12 protein-coding genes are annotated in these 18,118 nt (G+C 45.8%); 7 read left to right on the plus strand and 5 right to left on the minus strand.

Annotated elements, in window-relative coordinates:
* Positions 1-190: 190 nt before the first annotated feature.
* Complete coding sequence (locus HQQ92_RS08040; RefSeq protein WP_028759693.1) at positions 191-388, minus strand: DUF2986 domain-containing protein; 198 nt, start codon at positions 386-388, stop codon at positions 191-193.
* Between the two features lie 338 nt (positions 389-726).
* Between HQQ92_RS08040 and yqfB the strand changes: the two genes are divergently transcribed.
* The gene (gene yqfB / locus HQQ92_RS08045) at positions 727-1,044 is read left to right on the plus strand and encodes a N(4)-acetylcytidine aminohydrolase (protein WP_173244456.1); all 318 of its coding nucleotides are present in this window, start codon (positions 727-729) and stop codon (positions 1,042-1,044) included.
* Between the two features lie 124 nt (positions 1,045-1,168).
* Here yqfB and HQQ92_RS08050 read toward each other — a convergent pair whose 3' ends face one another.
* The 4 genes from HQQ92_RS08050 to HQQ92_RS08065 all read right to left on the minus strand — a co-directional run bounded on the left by HQQ92_RS08050 (position 1,169) and on the right by HQQ92_RS08065 (position 10,126).
* Positions 1,169-4,216, minus strand: a complete 3,048-nt coding sequence (locus HQQ92_RS08050) for an efflux RND transporter permease subunit (protein WP_173244459.1) — start codon at positions 4,214-4,216, stop codon at positions 1,169-1,171.
* Entirely contained in the window at positions 4,213-7,464 is a 3,252-nt protein-coding gene (locus HQQ92_RS08055) for an efflux RND transporter permease subunit (protein ID WP_173244462.1), read from the minus strand. Before HQQ92_RS08055 ends, HQQ92_RS08050 begins: the two co-directional genes overlap by 4 nt.
* 12 nt (positions 7,465-7,476) lie before the next feature.
* Positions 7,477-8,541, minus strand: a complete 1,065-nt coding sequence (locus HQQ92_RS08060) for an efflux RND transporter periplasmic adaptor subunit (RefSeq protein WP_105252698.1) — start codon at positions 8,539-8,541, stop codon at positions 7,477-7,479.
* A gap of 298 nt (positions 8,542-8,839) precedes the next feature.
* Positions 8,840-10,126 carry a citrate synthase gene (locus HQQ92_RS08065; RefSeq protein ID WP_105252697.1) on the minus strand — a complete coding sequence of 429 codons (1,287 nt, stop codon included), beginning with the start codon at positions 10,124-10,126 and terminating at the stop codon, positions 8,840-8,842.
* Positions 10,127-10,540: 414 nt separating this feature from the next.
* Here HQQ92_RS08065 and sdhC point away from each other — a divergent pair, with 414 nt between their 5' ends.
* From sdhC to odhB, 6 genes are all read left to right on the plus strand, one after another.
* Complete coding sequence (gene sdhC, locus HQQ92_RS08070; RefSeq protein WP_012089416.1) at positions 10,541-10,936, plus strand: succinate dehydrogenase, cytochrome b556 subunit; 396 nt, start codon at positions 10,541-10,543, stop codon at positions 10,934-10,936.
* Positions 10,930-11,277, plus strand: coding sequence for a succinate dehydrogenase, hydrophobic membrane anchor protein (gene sdhD / locus HQQ92_RS08075; protein WP_028759700.1), 348 nt, complete (start codon positions 10,930-10,932; stop codon positions 11,275-11,277). The genes sdhC and sdhD overlap by 7 nt, the downstream gene beginning before the upstream one ends.
* Entirely contained in the window at positions 11,278-13,044 is a 1,767-nt protein-coding gene (gene sdhA, locus HQQ92_RS08080) for a succinate dehydrogenase flavoprotein subunit (protein WP_105252695.1), read from the plus strand.
* Positions 13,045-13,055: 11 nt separating this feature from the next.
* A complete protein-coding gene (locus tag HQQ92_RS08085; RefSeq protein WP_028759701.1) occupies positions 13,056-13,763 on the plus strand; it encodes a succinate dehydrogenase iron-sulfur subunit in 708 nt (235 codons plus the stop codon).
* 214 nt (positions 13,764-13,977) lie between these two features.
* Positions 13,978-16,809: a 2-oxoglutarate dehydrogenase E1 component gene (gene sucA, locus HQQ92_RS08090; RefSeq protein WP_173244465.1), complete on the plus strand. Its 2,832-nt coding sequence runs from the start codon at positions 13,978-13,980 to the stop codon at positions 16,807-16,809.
* A gap of 31 nt (positions 16,810-16,840) precedes the next feature.
* Positions 16,841-18,037 (plus strand): 2-oxoglutarate dehydrogenase complex dihydrolipoyllysine-residue succinyltransferase, encoded by a 1,197-nt coding sequence (odhB, locus tag HQQ92_RS08095; RefSeq protein ID WP_173244469.1) that lies wholly within the window; start codon positions 16,841-16,843, stop codon positions 18,035-18,037.
* Positions 18,038-18,118 lie beyond the last annotated feature (81 nt).

An 18,118-nucleotide genomic window follows, 5' to 3' on the forward strand; every position in this document is an offset into this window, starting at 1 on the left:
GGCAAGAACGCAGATAAAAATGAGCTCTTAATAACGAGGAGAAGTCAGAAAACTGCTAATGATAGGAATGCTGAAAAACAAAATGCCACAAGATTGCTTGTGGCATTTTGTTTGAAACGGCGTTTGCACTTCATTTAATTAAGCTAACAATGCCAAAATACGCCGCTAAAAGACTATTCTGCTGAACTGCTTATTCTTCAATACTTGGCGTGTCTTGTTGGCCTTCGACTTGTTCAGTCGCGGCTTCTGATGCCGCCATTTTTGCGCGATCAGCCTTAGAGATGTAACCTGATTTTGCAGGTGAGCCGATAGTCACTGGGTCGACTTTATTCAGTCTGGCCTTAGCGCGTTTAGCTATTTTCTTGATGATCTTTTGTTTCTTGTTCATGACGTCTCTAATTTCGTTTCGCACCCGCTACGCGCAGGTATATGAGGCCAAGGGCTCAATTGAGGCGGGATTCTAACTCAATCTGAACGAACTGACCATGTTTTGCTGAATTTTGTCGAAAACAACGGCTACTCTTTGGGAACTAGTTTTGCTATATGACGTTAGCATAACAATTTAACTCAAACGGCGCTGTTAGTATTTCACACGACAAATGCTGCAAATTCTGCGGTGTATGCTGTCAGTGTGGATCAAAAGCCATTATATTGCCTAGCATTATGAGTTTGAAAAATTGACTCTAATGTTATTTTATTGCTCATATTCTGAGCCGAGGAAGATGTGTGTTATTAACTAAAATCACTTTTTTTGAGCGCTTTGAGCACGATATATTAAGTGGCACTAAAACCATTACATTGCGTGATGAAACGGAATCCCATGTGATTGCAGGTCAAACGCTTCCCGTTTCAACCTTCGAAACCGACCGCTGGTTTTGTGATATCCATATTATTGATGTCGTGCCATTGACCTTAACTGAGCTCTCAGACATTCATGCTAAGCAAGAGAATATGACGTTGCCGCAGCTACGTAATGTGATTGCAGAAATTTATCCCGGTCTTGAGCAATTGTTTATGATCCAGTTTAGGGTTTTACCGCAGTAAAAGTATAGAGCGTAATTCGTAAAACAAAAAAGGCCGCACAGCAGCCTTTTTATTACAAATTCAATGGCATATTAAGTTGCCGAAGATTGCTGAACTGTTCAAGAACATAAGCTATCCAAGACAACTAAACCGTCCAAGGTAACAGTTTTTTGGCAAAGTGATCGGCTTGGCCTAAGCGAATCGCTGCGCGGTGACGCATCCGATAAAAAGCTTGATAGCACAGGGGGACTAAGTACAAGCTAGTCACTGTCGAGAACGATAAGCCACCGATAATGGCGATTGCCATGGGGTAATATGGCGGGCCGCCGCCACCGATTTGGGTATCACCCATCGCCAGTGGGACTAATCCCAGTACTGTTGTACCTACTGTCATTAACACTGGCCGCAAACGGGTGATACACACCTCCCGAATGGTGTCAGACAATTTGTCGAGATCCGGTGTCATCTGATTGATTTGATCCACCAGAACGATACCGTTGTTCACCACTATCCCCATTAAAATCAAGATACCTATCATTGCCATCACAGAAATAGGGGTGCCTGTGATAAACAGCGCCCAGAATACACCTGTGATGGAAAATAGGATCGAGGTAATAATCGCCGTTGGTAACAGTAGAGATTCAAACAACGCCGCCATAACAATATAAATCATCGCGACAGCCAAGAGCATATTAGTCACCATCACGTTCTGATCTTCATCTTGGCGCTCGAAGCCACCACGGAGTGAATAGTCGTAACCATCGGGGAAACGGATATTTTCCATCACTTGCTTAATCTTAGTTTGCGCCTCTTCTGTGGTGAGGTTTTCTAAGTTAGCCCCAATCGACAGCGAGGTTTGGCGATTGAAGTGTTTGATAGTATCGAAGCGGGGTTGGATCTCAATCTTCGCCAGATTATCTAAGGTGTACACTCTTTGGTCGAGGCGTACTATGGGTAACTGTTTGAGTTTCTCAAGTGACTTTTGCCATTCTTTCTCGTAGGCCATTTCGATGCGTAGCTCGCCATTAGGATCGTGGCGGAAGGATCGCAGCGGTGAACCGCGCAGTGCCATGGAGATACTTGAGGCAATTTCATTGAGTTTTAAATCTAACCGCGCCGCCATTTGTCTATCAATGCGGATAATCACTTCTTGCTGAGCGCCGTTAAGCTCGGAGCGAACATCTTGCAATCCTTTGATATTTTGCAATAAAGGAATAACTTGCTCGCTCAAGTTAATTAGCTCAGAGGTTGAACGTCCTGTCAGTGTGACTCGCACGCCAGAGTTGTCATTGCCCCAGCCAAATTGCGGTTTGGCGATGGAATACTTAGGGAAGCCGCTACGGATTTTCTTTTTTAACTCATCCACTGACATAGGCAAATCTTTCTTTAGGAGGATCACTGATGAGCCATCGTCAGAGGCATAATAGCTGTAGACAGAATCAATATGGAATTCCTCTTTATTGTTATAAAGATACTCTTCCATTTGGTTGATCATCGCCTCAGTGACATTGAGATTATGTCGACCTTCTACTTGGTAGTTAATGTAGATTCGTTCATTGCTCTCGCTGTCTTCTTGATCCTGTTTAACCATAGATAGCGGCAGGGCGGTGGATGCGAGTATCGCTACAGCAATCACGCCTGAACGCCAAGGTCTGAGCAATACCCAATCTAGGGTATTATTGTAAAAACGTTGTAATTTACCCGCATCCTTTTCGGGTGCGATGTCGAAGTGAAACTTAGTCAACATCAAAGGGATTAAGGTTTTTGCGACCAATAGCGACGCGGCGAGTGAAATACAAATCGCAATAGCAACATGCTCTAGAAAAATGGTGATCTCGACTTTTACGCCAAAAATATTAGGTAAAAATACAATGGCGGTTGTCATTGTGCCTGCCAATACCGCGAGAGACACTTTATCGACCCCCGTCATGACTGACTCTTCATTGTCCTTAGGGTGTTTACCTTGCTTTTCCTGCAGTACGCTCTCAGTGACGACCACTGCGTTATCAATCAACATACCGACGGCGAGCAGGAGTCCCATCATAGACAGAATATTCAAGCTGTAACCGAGTAGATACATAGCGGCGAGCGTCATACCGATTGAAATAGGCACGGATGACACAACCACTAAAGTCATTTTCAAATTACGCAGGAATAAGTACAGCACTACAAAGGACAGCAGTGCACCGATTAACCCTGAAAGCAGCAAATCCATTAGTGAAGATTTTACTCCAGAGGCTTGATCTTCCATGATAAATAGGCGAATACCTTGGAACTGTTGGTCCTGCTTCGCAAGCTCAATCACCTTCATGACACGGTCTGACACTTCGACTAAGTTAGCGCCAGATTCCTTAAAAACATCCAAACCCACGGCATAGTGCTTATCTAAATGTCGACCTTCGATACGTTCAGGTAGGGCAAATTGCACATCGGCGATATCGCCTAAGGTCAATCCGGGGATCAGTACTAGTGCTTTGATATCTTCAAGGTTTCTAAACTCACCCTTAGGTGAAACTTGATAAACGATATTACTGGCCCTGAGTGTACCTGCGCTCAGCACAAAGTTCTCTCTGCCGAGACGTTGTTGCAAATCTGCGACTGAAAATCCACTGGCGGCAAGGCGGTCGGCATTGATGCGTACCTCAATTTGCTTTTGCTCAACGCCGTACAGGCTGACCTTAGAGACACCTTCAACACGTTCAAGCGGACGCTTGAGCTGTTTATCGAGTAGATCGAATGCACCTGAAAGCTCACGATCACTTGAGATGCGTATGGTGAGCACAGGCATGTCGGCGGTGGAGAATTGGCGGATAAAGACCCGCTCCACATCCTTGGGCAGTAAATGCCGCACTGCATCGATTTTTTCCCGCGCTTCTAAGCTCTTAGTGGCAACGTTTTCCCCCCACTTCATGTTGATTTCGATTTCGGCGCCTTCTTGGGAGGATTCTGATTCAAGCTCATCAATCCCCCCCATAGTCGCGAGGGATTCCTCCAGCACTTTGGTTATATCGCGTTCCACTTCAGCAGGGGTCGAGCCTTTGTAAGGCACTTCCACCACTATCTGTGGGATATCAATACCGGGGAACATTTCCAGCGGTAATAGGCGACTCGAGGCGAGACCAAACAGCAAGATAGCAAAGAAGAACATGCTGGTGGTTACGGGGCGCTTAATGGCTAAACGGGTGAGGTTCATGGGCGAGCCTCCTCTACGTTTACATGTGAGCCTGTTGCTGCGTATTCTTTTCGATCAAACAGGGCATAGAGCACTGGGAGCACAATTAAGGTCAGTAGTGTTGATAAACTCAGACCAAAGATCACCGTAATCGCCATCGGTGCGCGCACCTCTGAGCCATCACCTAGACCTAGCGCCATCGGCAATAAGCCTAAGGTCGTGGTGAGGGTTGTCATCATAATCGGGCGTAGGCGCGATTTAGCTGCATCGCGAATGGCATCAAGTTTTTGAGCACCTTCGCTACGCAGTTGATTGATCCGATCCACAAGCACAATCGCGTTGTTCACGACGATCCCCGCCAACATGATAAGGCCAATAAATACCACCACACTCAAGTGAGTTTCGGTGATATAAAGCCCAAGTACACTGCCACCTAATGCCATAGGTACGGCAAAGAGGATAAGCAAGGGATGTAATAGTGATTCAAACTGACTCGCCATGACTAAATACACTAAGAAAATCGCTAAGATAAGGGCAATTTTGAGTGATTGGAATGAGTGCTCCATTTCCTCATTTTGACCACCAAAACGGGCCTGAACCGATGCGGGTAACACTTGTTGCGATAGTATCTGCTGCGCCTGTGCAACCGCATCGCTTAAATCACCATAGGCGAGGTTAGCTGATACGAGAGCCACACGTTGTTGGCTGATGCGGTTAATCGCAGATGGGCCTAATTGCAATGAAACTTCTGCAACTGCGCTTAATGCAATAGGCTGACTGCTATTCGGATTGATGATTAAGGCATCGATATCGCTGATTTGATCCCGCTCCGCGAGTTCACTGCGCACCAGAATATCAATCTTACGGTCACGCACTGTGTATTGACTGGCAACAGTACCGCCAACACGTTGGGCAATACGGTTTGCAACCGTTGGTGCATCCATTCCTAGAGCCGCTAACCTTGCATGATCGAAACGGATACTTAGCTCAGGTTGACCATCACGTAGACTGGTGTTCACGTCGGCAAAACGCTCCGAGGCGGATAATGCTTTGACGAGACTATCTGCGCTGCGTTTGAGCAAGTTTAAATCGTAACCTGTGAGTTCAATCTCCAGTGGCGTTTTAAAGCTGAATAACTCAGGTTGCTCAATTTTCGCTTCAAGTTCAGGAATGCGGCGCGCAGTATCACGTAATACTTGAGTGACTGCGTTATAGGCACTGTGGTCGTTAAGCACCACTTGCAAGCGGCCCCAGTTTTCACCCCCGCGGGCAGTATCCGAAGTCATCAAACCGCCGCTACCAGCTTGGCTATAAGCATGTTTAACTTCGGCTCTGTCTTTAATGGACTGTGCAAGTTGCTGTAATATCTTGTCGGTTTCGCTCACAGCCGTACCCGGCGGCAGTAAGATCTCCACGTAAAACTCACCCTGATTCATTGGCGGAATAAGCTCCATACCAAGTCGTGGTAACAAGCTAATACAAGCGCCTGTTATTGCAATCGTGAGTAACAGCGTTGCTTTTTGTTGGCGCAGCGCCGAGGCCAGAAGCTTGTAATAAACCTTCTCAATACTGTGGTAGACAAAGTTAAATGCTGAGCTTAACGGGCGCATCACTAGACCAATAAGCCATGAAAAAAAGCGGCCTAAAATCAACACTAAGGTCAGTAGTGCACTGGGTAAGTAACTAACAATTAATAGAATAGGAAAGGAAAACACAGTCGCGCTATAGTGTTTAAGCTTGCCCATTTTAGTGGTGGGTTTATCCTTAGGTGTCGTTTTTATCAGCGCGGGTAAGGTTTTAAAGCCTTCACGTGATGCCAGCATTGGAATGGACGTTAACGCGACTAATAGCGATGCTAACAGCGCAAAAGTGACCGTTAGCGCTTGGTCTGAGAAGAGTGCGCCAGCAATCCCATCCACAAATACTAGCGGCACAAACACCGCAAGAGTGGTGAGTGTTGAGGCAAAAATTGCGCCTGCCACTTCTTTAGTCCCCGTCACTGCAGCTTCTAATTTACTCATGCCTTCGCTACGGCAGCGGTCTATGTTCTCTAATACCACAATGGCGTTATCGACCAAGAGACCGATGGCAAGGGCAATACCACCTAATGACATGATGTTTAAGCTGATATCGGCAAAATACATCATGTTAAAGGTGGCGATCACTGAGAAGGGAATCGAGATAGAAATAATCAGTGTCGGGATGATATTACGCAAAAACAGGTAAATCACTAGCATAGATAACAAGCTGCCCATCAGCGCAGAAGAGGTGACTTCGCTGACCGCACTTTCGATAAACTCAGACTGATCGTAAATCACTTCGAGCTTATTTTGCTTAGGGTCTTGATTGATTTTGACGAGTTCATCGCGCAGTTTTTTGGCGACAGCGACAGTATTTGCATCACCTTCTTTATAAATGGCCAGTTCAATCGATTCTTGACTGCCGATGCGGGTGATATCACTACGCTCTTTGTAGGCATCTGTGATGGTAGCAACTTCGAATAAACGGACTAAAGCTTGCTCGTCGCGATAGACGATCACTTGGCCGAGTTCATCTAATGAGTTGAATTGGTTTAGCGTTCGTACTAAGTATTCGCGATCACCTTGGATCACTTTACCCGCAGAGAGGTTGATGTTTTCCTCATTAATACGACGTTTAATATCATCGGCATTGAGATTGAGCTGCGACAGTTTTTCTTGATTGAGCTGAATATGCACTTCTTGCTCTAGGCCGCCAGATAAACGCACGGCGGCGACCCCTGATAGCGCCTCTAAACGACGCTTAAGTTCTTCCTCTGCATAGGTGCGCATTTGTTTGAGATCGGCTTCAGATGCATTAGGCACCGACAGCGCAAGACGCATAATAGGGTCAAGGTTGGGGTTAAAACGCAGTAATAAGGGCTTTTTAACATCGAGCGGCAGAGCGATAGTGTCGAGTTTTTCACGTACATCTAAACTCGCCATATCCATTGTTGTGCCCCATTCAAACTCGAGCACCACATCTGACATGCCTGAGCGCGAAATAGAACTGATTTTACGTAAGCCTTTGACCACGCCAACGGCTTCTTCAATCGGTTTAGAGACGAGCTGTTCAACTTCTACTGGCGCTGCACCGTCATACATAGTGCGAATGGTTAATGTGGGATAGCTTAAGTCTGGCAGTAACTTCACCGCTAGGCGGGAAAATCCTACCATACCGAATAAAATCACCGCCAGCATGAACATCCACACCGTGACTGGCCGTTTAACGGAAGTGCTGATAATTGACATGAAAGGCTCCTATCAGTTCTTAGCGGAAGCAAGATCGAGTGGGGTGATCACTTCGACTAAGGATTGGTCTTTCAAGTTTTGCTGGCCACGGGTAACGACTTGCTCACCGGGATTAATACCTGTAATCACTTCTACCGAATCACCTTCACGGTAGCCAATTTCGACTTCACGGCGATTGGCATTGGTACCATCAATAACATAAAGCGCTTGCTTGTTGTCTTGGTTAATCAAGGCACTGTAGGGAACAGTAATCACGTTCTCGTGGGTATCGTATTTGAGCTCAACCCGGGTAAACATGCCCGCTTTAAGGCGCGCCTCTTGATTCGGCACAGCAAGTGTCACCTTAAAGGTGCCACTTTGTGGGTCCACAATCGGGCTTATGCGCAACACTTTGGCGTGGATAGCATTCTTGCTATGTTGATTACTAAACACTTGTGCTTCTTGGCCGAGTTTTAAGCTGGCAAGCTGTTGCTCTGGCAAATGAACTATACCGTGGAGTTCATCTTGGTTGACTATATAAAACAAGTCGCCAAATTCCTTCGCCATATTGCCAGCTTTCACATAGCGTTTAGCAACTACACCGCTAATAGGGGACAGTACGCGGCTTTCTTTTACTTGCAGTTCGGCGAGATCTTTCTTAGCGATAGCGGCTTGCAAGTTATATTCAAGTTTGGCCATTGAATCCGCGCTGATAAATTCTCTGTTGCTCATTTTCTTCAGACGATTCAATTCCTGCTCGATGATTTTGACTTCGGCTTCTGAGCGGTCTAAATCATATTGCTGCCTCTTGGCATCAATAACAGCCAGCACTTGGCCCTTTTGAACGCGGTCACCTTCTTCAACAGCGAGAGATTCAATGAGCCCTGATATACGACTCACTACATTGGCTTCCTGTGGCGCTTCTAAGGTGGCAGTTGTACTGTAAAAAGAAGAAACGTTTCCTTGCATCACTGTAGTGGTTTCGACGGGAATGGCATATTTTTCTTCTTTTTTGACCACTTCTTCCTCACCACAGGCTGCTAGCATCGAAATCATTAGCAGTGGCAGGGTGAATTGAGCAATTTTTGACTTTTCCATAAGAATGTTACCTGTTGTCTTTATTGTGATGTCAGTTGATAGCAGAAACCATGCCAATGTTTAAATTTGTTTAATTTCAGTCTATTAGTCGTATTTTTGGCTAAGTGTGATTTGTGATTCTTACCAAATGTAGCCAAAAGGTTTAAAAAATGATGAGAATAACTAAACGTGGTTAATTAAGATTACACAAGTGCACAATTGCAACAATGTATTTTGTCAGGAGAAGGAAGTTTAAAAGAGGATTATTTGAAATGAAAAAAGCGCCCTTAGGCGCTTTTTAATGCGTAAGTCGTGGGACTTAGCGTTTGTCTTGTGCGACGAAATCACGCGCAGTTTCACCAGTATATAACTGACGTGGACGGCTGATTTTGTGGCCTGGTTGATCTAACATTTCTTTCCAGTGAGCAATCCAGCCTACAGTACGTGCCAGTGCGAACAGCACAGTGAACATACTGGTTGGAATACCAATGGCTTTCATAATGATGCCAGAGTAGAAGTCGACGTTTGGATACAGCTTTTTAGAAATGAAGTATTCGTCTTCAAGTGCAATGCGCTCAAGCTCCATTGCCACATCCAAGAGTGGATCTTGTACTTTCAGTTCTTTTAGCACTTCATGACAAGTTTCACGCATCACTTTGGCTCGTGGGTCAAAGTTTTTGTAAACACGGTGTCCAAAGCCCATCAGACGGAAAGGATCATTTTTATCTTTAGCGCGTTCAATGAATTCAGGAATACGGTCTACTGAACCGATTTCTTCTAACATTTGCAAACAGGCTTCGTTAGCGCCGCCGTGTGCAGGGCCCCAAAGAGATGCGATACCCGCTGCGATACACGCAAATGGGTTTGCACCTGAAGAACCGGCTAAACGTACTGTTGAAGTCGATGCGTTTTGTTCATGATCTGCATGTAAAATGAAGATCCTGTCCATTGCACGTTCAACAATAGGGTTCACGACGTATTCTTCGCACGGTACAGCAAACATCATGCTTAAGAAGTTGCCTGCATAGCTTAAGTCATTACGTGGGTACACGAATGGCTGGCCTGAAGAATACTTGTAGCACATGGCTGCTATCGTAGGCATTTTTGAGACTAAGCGATAAGCGGCGATTTCGCGGTGACGTGGATCGTTAACATCCAGAGAGTCTTGGTAAAATGCAGATAATGCACCCGTCACACCACATAACATGGCCATAGGATGAGCATCACGACGGAAACCTCTAAAGAAGAAGGCTAGCTGCTCGTGAACCATAGTGTGGGTTTTAACTGTATGTACAAACTCAGTATATTGCGCTTTGGTCGGTAGTTCACCGTAAAGCAGCAAATAACACAGGTCTAGGTAATCGGAGTCAACGGCAAGTTGATCGATTGGATAGCCACGGTGTAACAATATACCCAGATCACCATCAATATAGGTAATTGCAGATTCACAGGAGGCAGTCGCAAGAAAACCTGGATCAAAAGTAAAGTAACCTTTGCTGCCAAGTTTACTGATATCGATTACGTCAAAACCAGCGGTTCCCTGCTTTACTGGCAATTCTATCGAGTCGTTCCCTGGTAATTCTAATTTGGCTTTTAAATCAGCCATACCCCGTTCTCCTTACTTAGTTCTTATCTGTGAGTGCGGCATGTCAAACCGCCATTACTTTACAGCCATTCTAGATCACATTTCAATTTAAATAAGCGTTTAAATTTGTTAGACCATGGTATAAAAGCCTTTACTTTTCTATTTGTAACTGGCACTTACAGTAAAAAATAGTCAAAAAAACATAATTTGCATTCTGTGATGTTTGTATTTGACATTTGCCGCGAGTATACTTGCCTCGCCCAATAAGGGCCGCAAACAACGATTATAAAGCACCCTTTGTTTACATGTTAAATGAGTGCGTGCTCAGATAGTTAACTGTTTGTTTAAACTTTGCTTTTGTGTTTACTTTTGCAGTGATCAACCTCCTGTTTAAAGTTTGTACAAAAGCGGTTCACATAACAAAAAAAATGCTCAATGGAGCTGAGTGAGCAGAACGTGAAAAAGCAAAGACCTGTCCATTTAGATCTGCAGACCATTCGCTTTCCTGCAACAGCGATTGTGTCAATTCTTCACCGTGTTTCCGGTGTCATCATGCTGTTCGCAGTTGGCATTCTCATTTGGTTGCTAAATTCATCTTTAGCATCAGCTGAAAGTTTCGCTGGCGTACAGTCTCTATTCGATAACTTCGTGATGAAGTTTATCCTGTGGGGCATTATGACTGCACTGGCGTATCACTTGTTTGGTGGCCTGCGCCACTTAGTAATGGATACCGGTCGTTGGGAAGAATTGTCATCGGGTGCCGCATCAGCGAAAGCTGTATTTGCCTTAACGGTAGCCTTTTCAATCATAGCGGGGATCTGGGTATGGTAACCAATGCAGCAAGTTTTGGACGCAGTGGTGTTCATGACTATATTCTACTACGCGCTAGTGCAGTGATCCTCGCCTGTTACACCATTTTCTTGGTTGGCTTTATTGCATGTAGTTCCCCTCTCACCTACGACGTCTGGCATGGCCTATTTAGTGCTCTGCCAATGAAAGTGTTTACACTTCTGACGCTGGTAGCCTTATTAGTACATGCTTGGATTGGTGTATGGCAAGTGCTGACAGATTACGTTAAGTGCACGTCGTTACGTGGTGTTTTACAGTTCACCTTTGTCGTTACCGTATTTTGTTATTTAGCGGCCGGCATTGTTATTGTGTGGGGTGTCTAAGTGAGTATTCCAGTACGCGAATTTGATGCTGTAGTGATCGGTGCCGGTGGCGCTGGTATGCGTGCAGCGCTGCAGATTTCCAAAGAAGGTAAAAGCTGTGCGCTTTTATCAAAAGTATTCCCAACCCGTTCTCATACCGTATCTGCGCAGGGTGGTATCACTGTTGCGTTAGGTAACGCCCATGAAGATCATTGGGAACAACACATGTACGATACCGTGAAAGGTTCCGATTTTATCGGTGACCAAGAAGCGATCGAGTTCATGTGTAAAACCGGTCCTGAAGCCGTGATTGAACTTGAGCAAATGGGTTTGCCTTTCTCTCGTTTCGAAAATGGTACGATTTACCAACGTCCATTTGGTGGTCAATCTAAGAACTTTGGTGGCGAGCAGGCTGCGCGTACTGCGGCAGCTGCCGACCGTACTGGTCATGCTTTGCTTCACTGTTTATATCAACAAAACGTTAAGCATAAGACGCAAGTCTTCTCAGAATGGTATGCATTAGATCTCGTTAAAAACGATGATGGCGCCGTTGTGGGTTGTACTGCGATTGAAATTGAAACGGGCGATATCGTTTATTTCAAAGCTAAGGCAACGATTCTAGCGACAGGTGGTGCAGGGCGTATTTATGCTTCGACCACTAACGCACATATCAACACCGGTGACGGCGTCGGTATGGCAATGCGTGCTGGCGTGCAAATGCAAGACATGGAAATGTGGCAATTCCACCCAACTGGCATCGCCGGCGCGGGTGTACTTGTGACTGAAGGTTGTCGTGGTGAAGGCGGTTATTTGCTGAACAAAGACGGCGAGCGTTTCATGGAGCGTTATGCCCCTAACGCGAAAGATTTGGCATCACGCGACGTGGTAGCACGTTCTATGATGACTGAAATCCGCGAAGGTCGTGGTTTAGACGGTCCATTAGGCCCACACTGTTTGCTCAAGCTTGATCACTTAGGTAAAGAAACATTAGAAGCACGTTTACCAGGCGTGTGTGAATTGTCTCGTACTTTTGCCCATATCGATCCAGCCGATGGTCCAATTCCAGTACTACCAACCTGTCACTATATGATGGGCGGTCTACCAACTAAGGTCAGTGGTCAAGTTATTCGTAAGAATGAAGACGGCACTGAACAAGATGTTATTGGTCTGTTTGCTGTGGGTGAGATTGCCTGTGTATCTGTACATGGTGCAAACCGTTTAGGTGGTAACTCACTGCTTGACTTAGTGGTCTTTGGCCGCGCAGCGGGTCAGCATTTAGGTAAAGCTTTGGATGAGACTGACGATCCAAAAGACGCAAGTGATGCGGATATTGCTGCCTCTCTGGCGCGTCTGAATCGTTGGGAAAGCAACAAAGATGGCGAAGACCCAGCGCAAATCCGTAAGGATCTGCAACTGTGTATGCAATTAAACTTCTCTGTATTCCGCCGTGGCGATGCTATGGCTGAAGGGTTAGAGCAGTTGAAAGTGATTCGTGAACGTCTTGCAAATGCTAAATTGTCTGATAACTCTCGTGAATTCAATACTCAACGTATTGAATGTTTAGAGTTAGATAACTTGATGGCAACGGCAATCGCCACGGCTTATGCGGCTAACTTCCGTACCGAAAGTCGCGGTGCTCACTCACGTGAAGATTATTTAGAGCGTGATGATGAGAACTGGTTATGCCACAGCTTATTTGACCCAATCACTGAAACGATGGATCGTCGTGCAGTGAACATGGCACCTAAGTTACGTGAAGCATTCCCGCCGAAGAAACGTACCTACTAGGAGTTGCAAAGATGAAATTGACATTTGCAGTTTATCGCTACAATCCTGACGTAGATACTAAACCGTATATGCAGGATTACAGCTTAGAAGTGGCTGAAGGCTCTGACATGATGGTGCTCGATGCACTGATCAAGTTGAAAGAGCAAGATCCGACTTTGTCATTCCGTCGCTCATGCCGTGAAGGCGTGTGTGGTTCAGACGGCGTGAACATGAATGGTAAGAATGGTCTGGCGTGTATTACCCCAATTTCAACCTTTAAAGGTAAGAAATTAGAAATACGTCCATTACCAGGTATGCCAGTTGTTCGTGACTTAGTTGTTGATTTAACTCAGTTCTATAAGCAGTATGAGAAGATCAAGCCTTACCTCATCAATGATGAGAAACAACCTGCTCGTGAACACTTACAATCCCCTGAAGAGCGTGCTCATTTAGATGGTTTGTACGAATGTATCATGTGTGCCTGTTGTTCTACGGCTTGCCCATCATTCTGGTGGAATCCTGATAAGTTTATCGGTCCAAGCGGTCTGCTTCATGCATATCGTTTCTTGATCGACAGTCGCGATACAGCTACAGAAGAACGTTTATCTGAGCTGGACGACGCCTATAGCGTGTTCCGTTGCCATGGCATCATGAACTGCGTTGACGTTTGTCCAAAAGGTCTTAATCCGACTAAAGCAATTGGTCATATTAAGTCCATGCTGTTGAAGCGAGCAGTGTAATGCGAGAACCCGAGCTGAAACCAATAATAATATAGCTCTTGAAGAGTCACTTTCTGGTAGCAGAAGGTGACTCTTTTGCGTATGTAATGGAAGACAACGCGCCGTATATCTGGACATCTAGGGGCGGCAGAAATTATGCGTCGAAGGTAATCTCTACAGACTGCATATTTAATACTATGGCTAAGCACGTGTATAAAGTTTGAAAGGAATAGAAATGCACCAAGGCATCATGAAAGCCTGGCTCGAATCATCTCACTTAAGTGGTGCAAATTCGACCTACGTAGAAGAGATGTATGAAGCCTATCAAGAAGACCCACAGTCAGTCGCTGATGATTGGCGTGCGGTATTTGATAATCTCCCTCCTGTGAACGGTGCCTCTGTTGATGCGCCTGAAGCTGCTCACTCAAAAGTACGTGATTATTTTCGCAGTTTAGCGTTAGAAGGTCGCCATAAGAGCTCAGCTCGTGTGACGGATCCTGAAATGGATGCTAAGCAAGTTAAAGTCCTGCAATTAATTAACGCCCATCGTTTCCGTGGTCACCAAGGTGCTAATCTTGATCCCCTCGAACTGTGGAAACGTGAACCTGTAGCTGATTTAGATCCTGCCTTCCACGGCTTGACTAAAGAAGACATGGAACGTGAGTTTAATACAGGTTCTTTTGCTCATGGTGGCGAAACCATGAAGCTCGCGGATTTGGTAAAAGCGCTGAAAGCCACCTACTGTGGTTCTATCGGTGCTGAATATATGCACATTACCGATACCGATGAGAAACGCTGGATCCAACAACGTCTCGAACCTTCCTTAGGTAAAGCTAACTACCATAAAAGTGTTAAGACACGCATTCTTGAAGGCCTTAACGCCGCAGAAGGTATTGAAAAATACTTAGGTGCTAAATTCCCTGGTGCGAAACGTTTCTCGTTAGAAGGCGGTGATGCGTTAGTGCCTATGATGCGCGAAATTATTTATCGTGCAGGTGAAGCCGGTACTAAAGAAATCGTCGTCGGTATGGCTCACCGTGGTCGTCTGAACGTATTAGTGAACGTATTAGGTAAGCGTCCAGCTGAACTGTTTGACGAGTTCGCGGGTAAGCATGCTGATACCCACGGTTCTGGTGACGTTAAGTACCACCAAGGTTTCTCCTCTGATTTTGAAACGCCGGGCGGCAATGTGCATTTAGCACTGGCCTTTAACCCATCGCACCTTGAAATCGTTAACCCTGTGGTGATTGGCTCTGTACGTGCCCGTCAAGACCGTCGCGGTTGTAAGGATGGCTTACAAGTCATGCCTATTACTATTCACGGTGACTCTGCAATTGCAGGTCAAGGGATAGTACAAGAGACATTCAACATGTCTCAAACCCGTGGCTTTAAAGTCGGCGGCAGTATTCGCATCGTAGTGAACAACCAAGTGGGTTTCACGACGTCTAACCATGCGGACACTCGTTCGACTGAATACTGTACTGACATCGCTAAGATGGTTCAGGCTCCGATTTTCCACGTTAACTCTGATGATCCCGAAGCCGTTGCTTTTGTGTCGCAGTTAGCCGTTGATTATCGTAACGAGTTCAAACGTGATGTGGTGGTTGAATTAGTGTGTTATCGCCGTCATGGCCATAACGAAGCCGATGAGCCAAGTGCAACTCAGCCGCTGATGTATGCCAAGATCAAGAAACACCCAACGCCACGTAAGATTTATGCAGACAAGTTAATCGCTGAAAACGTGATTGCTGCTGATGATGTGACTGGTCTTATCAATAATTACCGTGATGCATTAGATCAAGGTGATTGTGTAGTTAAAGAATGGCGCCCAATGACGCTGCATTCTGTTGATTGGACACCGTATATCGGTCGTGAGTGGGACGAAGCGTATCAAGCCTCTATGTCGGCTGAGCGTTTACAAAGTCTGGCTGACAAACTGAGCTATGTACCTGAAAGTCATCCATTGCAATCACGGGTTGCTAAGATTTATAGCGACCGTTTAGCGATGGCAAAAGGCGAGAAGCCACTCGATTGGGGTTTTGCAGAAACGCTGGCTTATGCCTCGATTCTGGAAGACAACAAGCGTGTACGTATTACGGGTCAGGATTCTGGCCGCGGTACTTTCTTCCATCGTCATGCTGTATTGCACAATCAAAACGATGGCACGACTTACATGCCACTGCGCAATATTGCTGATGAACAAGGCCCAATTGATATTACTGACTCAGTATTATCTGAAGCCTCAGTACTGGCGTTTGAGTATGGTTATGCCACAGCAGAACCCGGTGGATTGACTATTTGGGAAGCGCAGTTTGGTGACTTTGCTAACTGTGCCCAAGTGGTAATCGATCAGTTCTTGTCATCGGGTGAGCAGAAGTGGGGCCGTTTATGTGGTCTGACTATGTTGTTACCCCATGGCTATGAAGGTCAAGGCCCTGAGCATTCAAGCGCCCGTTTAGAGCGTTTCTTGCAGATGTGTGCTAACCACAATATGCAAGTGTGTGTGCCTTCAACACCTGCACAGGTCTACCATATGTTGCGCCGCCAAGTGGTGCGTCCTATGCGTCGTCCACTTATCGTCATGTCGCCTAAGTCATTACTACGTCATCCATTAGCGGTTTCAAGCTTGGAAGAATTAGCCAATGGCAGTTTCCAAAATGTGATCGGTGAAATCGATACGTTGGAAGCAAGCAAGGTTGACCGAGTTGTCTTCTGCAGTGGTAAGGTTTACTTCGAACTGCTGGAAAAACGTCGTAAAGAAAATATCACTAACGTAGCGTTAATCCGTGTCGAACAGTTATATCCGTTCCCACATGATGAAATGATCGTTGCTTTGGCTGATTACCAACATGTGAAAGATTTTGTTTGGTGTCAGGAAGAGCCACAGAACCAAGGTGCTTGGTACTCTAGTCAACACCATTTCTGGGCCGCGGTTCCTGCAGGTGCACAGTTAACTTATGCTGGTCGTGAAGCGTCAGCTGCACCAGCGTGTGGTTACCCTGAGTTGCACACACATCAGCAAGAATCTTTAGTGAACAGTGCCCTGAAACTTACAATCACACTGTAGTAATAGACATTTTATAAAAGGATAGTTTTTCATGAGTATCGAAATCAAGGTACCCGTACTACCAGAATCTGTTGCCGATGCCACGATTGCCACTTGGCATGTGAAAGTGGGCGAGCAAGTTTCTCGTGATCAAAACCTGGTTGATATTGAAACCGATAAAGTGGTTCTTGAAGTGGTTGCGCCAGAAGATGGCCACATTGGCGAGTTTTTGTTTGAAGAAGGCGCCACTGTTCTGGGTGAACAAGTGATCGCTAAATTCATCGCCGGTGCTGTATCTGGCAAAGAAGTCACCAAAGCGCAAGCTGAAGCTGAAGCGGCAACACCAGCAGCTGAAACCAGCGATGAAAGCAGTGATGCGTTAAGCCCATCTGTTCGCCGTTTACTGGCAGAGCACAATGTTGATGCCAGCAAAGTAAAAGGCACTGGTGTGGGTGGTCGTATTACTAAAGAAGACGTTGAAGCCTTTGTTAAGTCTGCCCCTAAAGCTGCGGCGCCAGCAGCACCTGCTGTAGCTCCGTTAGCGGCTGGCCGTAGCGAGAAGCGCGTGCCAATGACACGTCTGCGTAAGACAATCGCAAACCGCTTGTTAGAAGCGAAAAACTCTACCGCTATGCTCACGACGTTTAACGAAGTGAACATGAAGCCAATCATGGATATCCGTAAGCAATACCAAGATATCTTTGAAAAGCGCCACGGTATTCGTTTAGGCTTTATGTCTTTCTACATCAAAGCCGTGACTGAAGCGCTGAAACGTTTCCCAGAAGTCAACGCGTCTATTGATGGCGATGATATCGTCTATCACAACTACTTCGACATCAGCATCGCAGTATCAACACCACGTGGTCTGGTAACACCAGTGTTACGTGACACAGATACCATGAACTTAGCTGAAATCGAAAAAGCAGTTCGTGACTTAGCCCTTAAAGGCCGTGACGGTAAGCTGACTGTGGCTGACATGACTGGCGGTAACTTCACTGTGACTAACGGTGGTGTTTTCGGTTCACTGATGTCTACACCGATCCTTAACCTGCCACAAAGTGCGATTTTAGGCATGCATGCCATTAAAGATCGCCCAATGGCAGTCAATGGTCAGGTTGAAATCCTGCCCATGATGTACCTAGCACTCTCATATGACCATCGTATTGTTGATGGCCGTGAGTCTGTTGGTTTCTTGGTTGCGATTAAAGACTTCCTAGAAGACCCAACTCGTCTGCTGCTTGATCTGTAACACAACTCGATAAGAGATTGCGCTTAAAGAAATAGCCAGACATACCCTCGTGACTGGCCCAAACGGGCCAGTTGGATTTGA

This window comes from Shewanella sp. DC2-4, assembly GCF_013248875.1.
GTDB lineage: Bacteria > Pseudomonadota > Gammaproteobacteria > Enterobacterales > Shewanellaceae > Shewanella > Shewanella oncorhynchi.

What these genes read in the sequence shown, in the direction of transcription:
- HQQ92_RS08060 (WP_105252698.1), bottom strand. Translation starts at nt 8,541, where the DNA reads ATGGAAAAGTCAAAAATTGCTCAATTCACCCTGCCACTGCTAATGATT.
- sdhC (WP_012089416.1), top strand. Translation starts at nt 10,541, where the DNA reads ATGGAGCTGAGTGAGCAGAACGTGAAAAAGCAAAGACCTGTCCATTTA.
- HQQ92_RS08065 (WP_105252697.1), bottom strand. Translation starts at nt 10,126, where the DNA reads ATGGCTGATTTAAAAGCCAAATTAGAATTACCAGGGAACGACTCGATA.
- HQQ92_RS08040 (WP_028759693.1), bottom strand. Translation starts at nt 388, where the DNA reads ATGAACAAGAAACAAAAGATCATCAAGAAAATAGCTAAACGCGCTAAG.
- sucA (WP_173244465.1), top strand. Translation starts at nt 13,978, where the DNA reads ATGCACCAAGGCATCATGAAAGCCTGGCTCGAATCATCTCACTTAAGT.
- HQQ92_RS08085 (WP_028759701.1), top strand. Translation starts at nt 13,056, where the DNA reads ATGAAATTGACATTTGCAGTTTATCGCTACAATCCTGACGTAGATACT.
- HQQ92_RS08050 (WP_173244459.1), bottom strand. Translation starts at nt 4,216, where the DNA reads ATGAACCTCACCCGTTTAGCCATTAAGCGCCCCGTAACCACCAGCATG.
- odhB (WP_173244469.1), top strand. Translation starts at nt 16,841, where the DNA reads ATGAGTATCGAAATCAAGGTACCCGTACTACCAGAATCTGTTGCCGAT.
- sdhD (WP_028759700.1), top strand. Translation starts at nt 10,930, where the DNA reads ATGGTAACCAATGCAGCAAGTTTTGGACGCAGTGGTGTTCATGACTAT.
- HQQ92_RS08055 (WP_173244462.1), bottom strand. Translation starts at nt 7,464, where the DNA reads ATGTCAATTATCAGCACTTCCGTTAAACGGCCAGTCACGGTGTGGATG.